The following is a 6,032-nucleotide window of genomic DNA, read 5'->3' as shown; positions in this document are numbered from 1 at the left end:
GTCCGGTTACTGGCCCCGCACCACCCACCCCGCCCTACCACCCCCCCTCAACCCCACGATCTGCGGTTCCGGGCCTCTGCGTCAGCTGTCGCTCACCAGGTACGGCTGGGGACTCAGAAGTCCCAGTCGTCGTCCTCGGTCTCCACTGCCTTGCCGATCACGTACGACGATCCCGACCCCGAGAAGAAGTCGTGGTTCTCGTCCGCGTTCGGCGACAGCGCCGCGAGGATCGCGGGGTTGACGTCGGTGTCCTCCTTGGGGAACAACGCCTCGTAGCCCAGGTTCATCAGGGCCTTGTTGCCGTTGTACCGGAGGAACTTCTTGACGTCCTCGGTCAGCCCCAGCTCACCGTAGAGCGAGTCGGTGTACTCGACCTCGTTCTCGTACAGCTCGAAGAGCAGGTCGAACGTGTACGCCTTCAGGTCGTCCTGCTCGGGCTGCGTGAGCTTCGCGAGGCCCTTCTGGTACTTGTAGCCGATGTAGTACCCGTGCACTGCCTCGTCGCGGATGATGAGGCGGATCAGGTCGGCCGTGTTCGTGAGCTTCGCCCGCGAGGACCAGTACATCGGCGCGTAGAAGCCGGAGTAGAACAGGAACGACTCGAGCATCGTCGAGGCGACCTTGCGCTTCAGCGGGTCGTCGCCCCGGTAGTAGTCGAGGACGATCTCCGCCTTCTTCTGCAGGTGCTCGTTGCTCTCGGACCACTCGAAGGCGGCGTCGATCTCCGGCGTGGACAGCAGCGTGGAGAAGATCGAGGAGTAGCTCTTCGCGTGCACGCTCTCCATGAAGGCGATGTTGGTGTACACCGCCTCCTCGTGCGGGGTGAGCGCGTCCGGGATCAGCGACACCGCGCCGACCGTGCCCTGGATCGTGTCCAGGAGGGTCAGACCGGTGAACACCCGCGACGTCATGGTCTTCTCGTGCTCCGAGAGCGTGTTCCACGACTGGATGTCGTTGGACACCGGGACCTTCTCGGGCAGCCAGAAGTTACCGACCAGGCGGTCCCAGACCTCGAGGTCCTTCTCGTCCTCGAGGCGGTTCCAGTTGATCGCCGTCACGCGATCGATGAGCTTGAGCTTGCCAGTTGGCGACATGGGAGTTCCTTCAGGGGCGACGGTGGTACGGGTGAGCCTGGCGGTGCGGACCGGTCAGCGTGCTGCTGTCACAGCATGCAGCTGACGCAGTTCTCGACCTCCGTACCCTCCAGTGCCATCTGGCGCAGGCGGATGTAGTAGAGGGTCTTGATGCCCTTGCGCCACGCGTAGATCTGCGCCTTGTTGACGTCGCGCGTGGTCACGGTGTCCGGGAAGAACAGGGTCAGCGAGAGGCCCTGGTCCACGTGCTGCGTCGCCGCGGCGTACGTGTCGATGATCTTCTCGTAGCCGATCTCGTACGCGTCCTGGTAGTAGTCCAGGTTGTCGTTCGTCATGTACGGCGCCGGGTAGTAGACGCGGCCGAGCTTGCCTTCCTTGCGGATCTCGACCTTGGCCGGCACCGGGTGGATCGACGACGTCGAGTTGTTGATGTAGCTGATCGAACCCGTGGGCGGGACGGCCTGGAGGTTCTGGTTGTACAGGCCGTGCTCCATGACCGAGGCCTTGAGCTCGCGCCAGTCGTCCTGCGTCGGGATCGACACCTCGGCGTCGGCGAACAGGCGGGCGACGCGCTCCGTGGCCGGCTTCCACTCCTGCTCGACGTACTTGTCGAAGTACTCGCCCGTGGCGTACTTCGAGTCCTCGAACCCGCCGAACTTCTGCTTGCGCTCGATCGACAGGCGGTTGGACGCCGCGATCGCGTGGTAGGCCACGGTGTAGAAGTAGATGTTCGTGAAGTCGATGCCCTCTTCGGAGCCGTAGTAGATGCGCTCACGGGCGAGGTAGCCGTGCAGGTTCATCTGGCCCAGGCCGATCGCGTGGCCCCGCTCGTTGGCCAGCTTGATCGACGGGACGGACTCGATCGACGTCTGGTCGCTGACCGCGGTCAGCGCACGGATTGCGGTGTCGATCGTGCGGCCGAAGTTCGGGGAGTCCATCGCCTTGGCGATGTTCAGCGAGCCCAGGTTGCAGGAGATGTCCCGGCCGACCTCGTCGTACGAGAGGTCCTCGTTGAACGTCGACGGCGTGGAGACCTGCAGGATCTCGGAGCACAGGTTCGAGTGGGTGATGCGGCCCTTGATCGGGTTCGCCTTGTTCACCGTGTCCTCGAACATGATGTACGGGTAGCCCGACTCGAACTGCAGCTCGGCGAGCGTCTGGAAGAAGTCGCGCGCGCTGATCGTCGTCTTCCGGATGCGGTCGTCGGCCACGAGCTCGTCGTACTTCTCCGAGATGGAGATGTCGGCGAACGGCTTGCCGTAGACCCGCTCGACGTCGTACGGGCTGAAGAGGTGCATGTCGGCGTTCTTCTTGGCCAGCTCGAACGTGATGTCCGGGATGACCACACCGAGCGAGAGGGTCTTGATGCGGATCTTCTCGTCCGCGTTCTCCCGCTTGGTGTCGAGGAACCGCATGATGTCGGGGTGGTGCGCGTGCAGGTACACAGCACCGGCGCCCTGGCGCGCACCGAGCTGGTTCGCGTAGGAGAAGGAGTCCTCCAGGAGCTTCATCACGGGGATGACGCCCGAGGACTGGTTCTCGATGTGCTTGATGGGCGCGCCGTGCTCGCGGATGTTGCTCAGGAGCAGGGCCACGCCGCCACCACGCTTGGAGAGCTGCAGCGCGGAGTTGATGCCGCGCGCGATGGACTCCATGTTGTCCTCGATGCGCAGCAGGAAGCAGGACACGGGCTCGCCGCGCTGCGCCTTGCCGACGTTGAGGAAGGTCGGCGTCGCCGGCTGGAACCTGCCGGAGATGACCTCTTCGACGATGTCGCGGGCCGTCTGCTCCACGCCGTCGGCCAGGCCGAGCGCGACCATGGCGACGCGGTCCTCGAAGCGCTCCAGGTACTTCTTGCCGTCGAACGTCTTGAGCGTGTACGACGTGTAGTACTTGAAGGCGCCGAGGAACGTCTCGAAGCGGAACTTCTTCGAGTAGGCGAGCTGGAACAGCTCCTTGACGAACGCGCCCGAGTACTTGGCGAGCACGGTCGGGTCGTAGTACTTGGCCTCGACGAGGTGCTCGAGCTTCGCCTCGAGGGTGTCGAACTCGACGGTGTTCGGGTTCACGTGCTGCAGGAAGTACTGGCGGGCCGCCTCGCGGTCCTTCTCGAACTGGATCTTCCCGTCCGGCCCGTACAGGTTCAGCATGGCGTTGAGCGAGTGGTAGTCCATCTGGAGAGACTCCAGGGGGATCTCGCTCAGGCCTTCGGTCAAGCCGAGAGGCTCAGTGGTTGTTGCTGCCAAAATCGTCCCAATCCGTTGCGGACGCGCGTGACGTCCTGCGCAGTTCCGAGGAGCTCGAAGGCATACAGGTACGGGACATCACACTTTGCGGCGATGATGTCTCCGGTAATGCAGTACGCAGCCCCGAAGTTGGTGTTACCCGCGGCGATGACGCCGCGGATGAGCGACCGGTTGTGTTCGTCGTTGAGGAACTTCCTCACCTGCCGCGGGACGGCCCCGCCCTCGTTGCCGCCACCGTAGGTGGGGGCCATGAGGACGTAGGGCTCGTCCACGTGCAGGAAACCGTCGGCCGGGCGGAGCGGGATCCGGTGCACGGACATCCCCAGCTCTTCGAGAGCGAGCTTCTCGACGAACCTGTGCGTGTTCTCGGACACGCTGGAGAAGTAGACGAGAGAGCCCACGTCACGCCTCCTTGCCGACGTAGCTGTGGTGCAGGTCAGGCCGAAGCGGCCTGGAGCGCGGCGACCGCGCTGATCTGGTCGGGGCGAAAGCCCGACCAGTGGGTGTCACCGGCCACCACGACCGGTGCCTGGAGGTAACCGAGGCCGCGGACCATCTCCAGCGCCTCGGCGTCCTGCGTGATGTCGACGACCGTGTACTCGACACCCTTGCGATCCAGTGCCCGGTACGTCGCGTCGCACTGCACGCATGCCGGCTTGCTGTAGACCGTGACGCTCATGTCCGCCTCCTCTGACCTCGAAGAACACCCGTGAACTTACGTCGGTGTGCTTTGTTCGCGGGTCTGCGTCTCCCGCTGCAGCAAACACTACACCTAGGGTCTGACACTCGCTCGGTCACGACATGTAGTGGTTCGGGACGTGGTAGGCACTACGCCGCAAACGCTCGTGACGCTCATGGACCATGCTGCCACGAGCCTCTGACACCGCCTGGTAGGCCGCGCGCACGGGTTCGCGAGGCGCCGTCGGCGGGGCCGCCGGGACGGCCCGAAAGGGCACCACGACGGCCTCCCGGGACCCGAAAAATATCTGAGTCCACGGCGTGTCGCGCACCTTCGGCGTGTCACCGCAGGCGGAGTTTGTCGGGCTCGCCACACGCCGGACATCCGCCCTCGGGAATACCTCCCGCCAACCCACGTACGGCGGCCCGGTCCGCACCCGCCGGCGCGCCTACCCGACCGGCCCGGGACGGTGCCAGCCTGCCCCGTCGACGCCGCCGGGCACGGCGGTGCCGGGATCGTACGGGGCCCGCGTGAGGTGGAACGTGCCGACGTCCAGCGCGACGGGCGCGCCGCCCGCCTCGACCACCCGCAGCCGCTCCCCCAGCCAGTACCCGCCGTCGACGCCGCGGAGCTCGCCACGGTGCTCGCCGTCGACCTCGCCGCGGACCACGTCGAAGAGCGTGCCGCGGCCACCGCTGTTCCGGGACCGCAGGTCGACCCGCCCCGCCGCGTCGACGCGCACGTCGAACGGGACCGGCCCCCAGTACCAGGTACCGGCGAGCCCGTCCGACCCCGGCTGCGGCGTCGGACGGGGTTCGTCGGGCGCCGACCCCGCCGCGGGCACCCCGTGGCCCTGGAACGCCGCCAGCAGGACCGTGCCGTCGCCGAACCCGGCCGTGGACGAGCCGCACACGGCGACCACGTCGCCCGTCGTGACGTCCGCCCGCAGGTCGGCGGTGAACCCAGGCACGGAGCCGCCGTGCCCGACCGTGCGGACCGCGCCGTCCTGGCGCACGCGCACCCCGAGGCCGTGCGCGGTGGCCCACGGGCCGCCGGCGGGCCCGGCGTCGTCCACCACCACGCGCGGCACCGCCAGCTGCCGGCGCAGCTCCAGCGGGAGCACGACCTCGCCGGCGTCCCGGTCCGCCTCGCGGCCGACCAGCCACATCCCGAACCGCACCAGGTCCGACGGCGTGGACCACACCTCGCCAGCCGGGCCCGCCGCGCGGTAGTCGGGGACGGGCTCGTGGTGGACCAGGTCGTCGTCCGGGTGCACGGCGTAGCCGTCGACGTGGGGGCCAACGGGCGCCCGGCCGGTGGCGGTCATGCCCAGCGGCTCCCACAGCTCGGCGCGCAGCACCTTGTCCCACGAGCCCCCGCGGACCACCTCGACCAGTCGGCCCAGCACCGCGAACCCGGGGTTGCTGTAGTGGTACTGCTCGCCCGGGTCCCAGAGCTGCTCGACGCCGGAGGCAGCCAGCTCGTCCCAGGTCGGCCCGCCGTGCCGCTCCCACCACGGGCCGGGGAACTCGGCCTGCAGGCCGCTCGTGTGCGTCAGCAGGTGCCGGATCGTGGCGTCCGGGGCCGGGGCGTCCGGCAGGTGCCGCCCGATCGGGTCCGCGAGCGCCACGAGGCCCTCGGAGACGAGCCGCAGCACGGCCACGGCGATCATCGGCTTGGTGATCGACCCGATGCGGAAGGCGTGCTCCGCCGTCGGGCCACCCGCCGGCGAACCATCCGCCGGCGCGCCACCCGCCGTCGTCCCGGCGGTCCACGGGGCGGCGGCCACGCGGGCCCACACCACCTCGCCGCCGCGGCCCACGGCCGCGGAGAGGGCTGGCACGCGGCGGGCCGCACGGGTCCGCTCCAGCAGGCCGGTCAGGACGTCACCGAGCTCGTTCATGCGCAGAAAGGTATACCGCCCCGGCTACCGTCACGGCAGGTGCCCGCGCTCGTCAGGTACGAACGTAGGGATCGTCGGCGCATACGGGCGCATGCACCGACGATCCCTAC

At 67.9% G+C, this 6,032-nt stretch carries 5 protein-coding genes; all 5 read right to left on the bottom strand.

The window, feature by feature from the left end; translation table 11 throughout:
* Positions 1 to 113: 113 nt before the first annotated feature.
* Positions 114 to 1,094 carry a class 1b ribonucleoside-diphosphate reductase subunit beta gene (nrdF, locus tag ACFU5G_RS07090; RefSeq protein WP_121387752.1) on the bottom strand — a complete coding sequence of 327 codons (981 nt, stop codon included), beginning with the start codon at positions 1,092 to 1,094 and terminating at the stop codon, positions 114 to 116.
* A 68-nt stretch (positions 1,095 to 1,162) separates the two neighbouring features.
* Positions 1,163 to 3,268, bottom strand: a complete 2,106-nt coding sequence (nrdE, locus tag ACFU5G_RS07085; RefSeq protein ID WP_377242176.1) for a class 1b ribonucleoside-diphosphate reductase subunit alpha — start codon at positions 3,266 to 3,268, stop codon at positions 1,163 to 1,165.
* Positions 3,269 to 3,306: 38 nt separating this feature from the next.
* Positions 3,307 to 3,741 (bottom strand): class Ib ribonucleoside-diphosphate reductase assembly flavoprotein NrdI, encoded by a 435-nt coding sequence (gene nrdI, locus ACFU5G_RS07080; protein WP_377242166.1) that lies wholly within the window; start codon positions 3,739 to 3,741, stop codon positions 3,307 to 3,309.
* Between the two features lie 35 nt (positions 3,742 to 3,776).
* The gene (nrdH, locus tag ACFU5G_RS07075) at positions 3,777 to 4,019 is read right to left on the bottom strand and encodes a glutaredoxin-like protein NrdH (RefSeq protein ID WP_020017613.1); all 243 of its coding nucleotides are present in this window, start codon (positions 4,017 to 4,019) and stop codon (positions 3,777 to 3,779) included.
* Positions 4,020 to 4,467: 448 nt separating this feature from the next.
* The gene (locus ACFU5G_RS07070) at positions 4,468 to 5,922 is read right to left on the bottom strand and encodes a serine hydrolase domain-containing protein (RefSeq protein WP_377242164.1); all 1,455 of its coding nucleotides are present in this window, start codon (positions 5,920 to 5,922) and stop codon (positions 4,468 to 4,470) included.
* Positions 5,923 to 6,032 lie beyond the last annotated feature (110 nt).

Source organism: Promicromonospora sp. NPDC057488, from assembly GCF_042802395.1.
In the GTDB taxonomy this organism is placed as follows: Bacteria; Actinomycetota; Actinomycetes; order Actinomycetales; family Cellulomonadaceae; genus Promicromonospora.
This window is presented reverse-complemented; position numbering and strand designations above follow the sequence as displayed.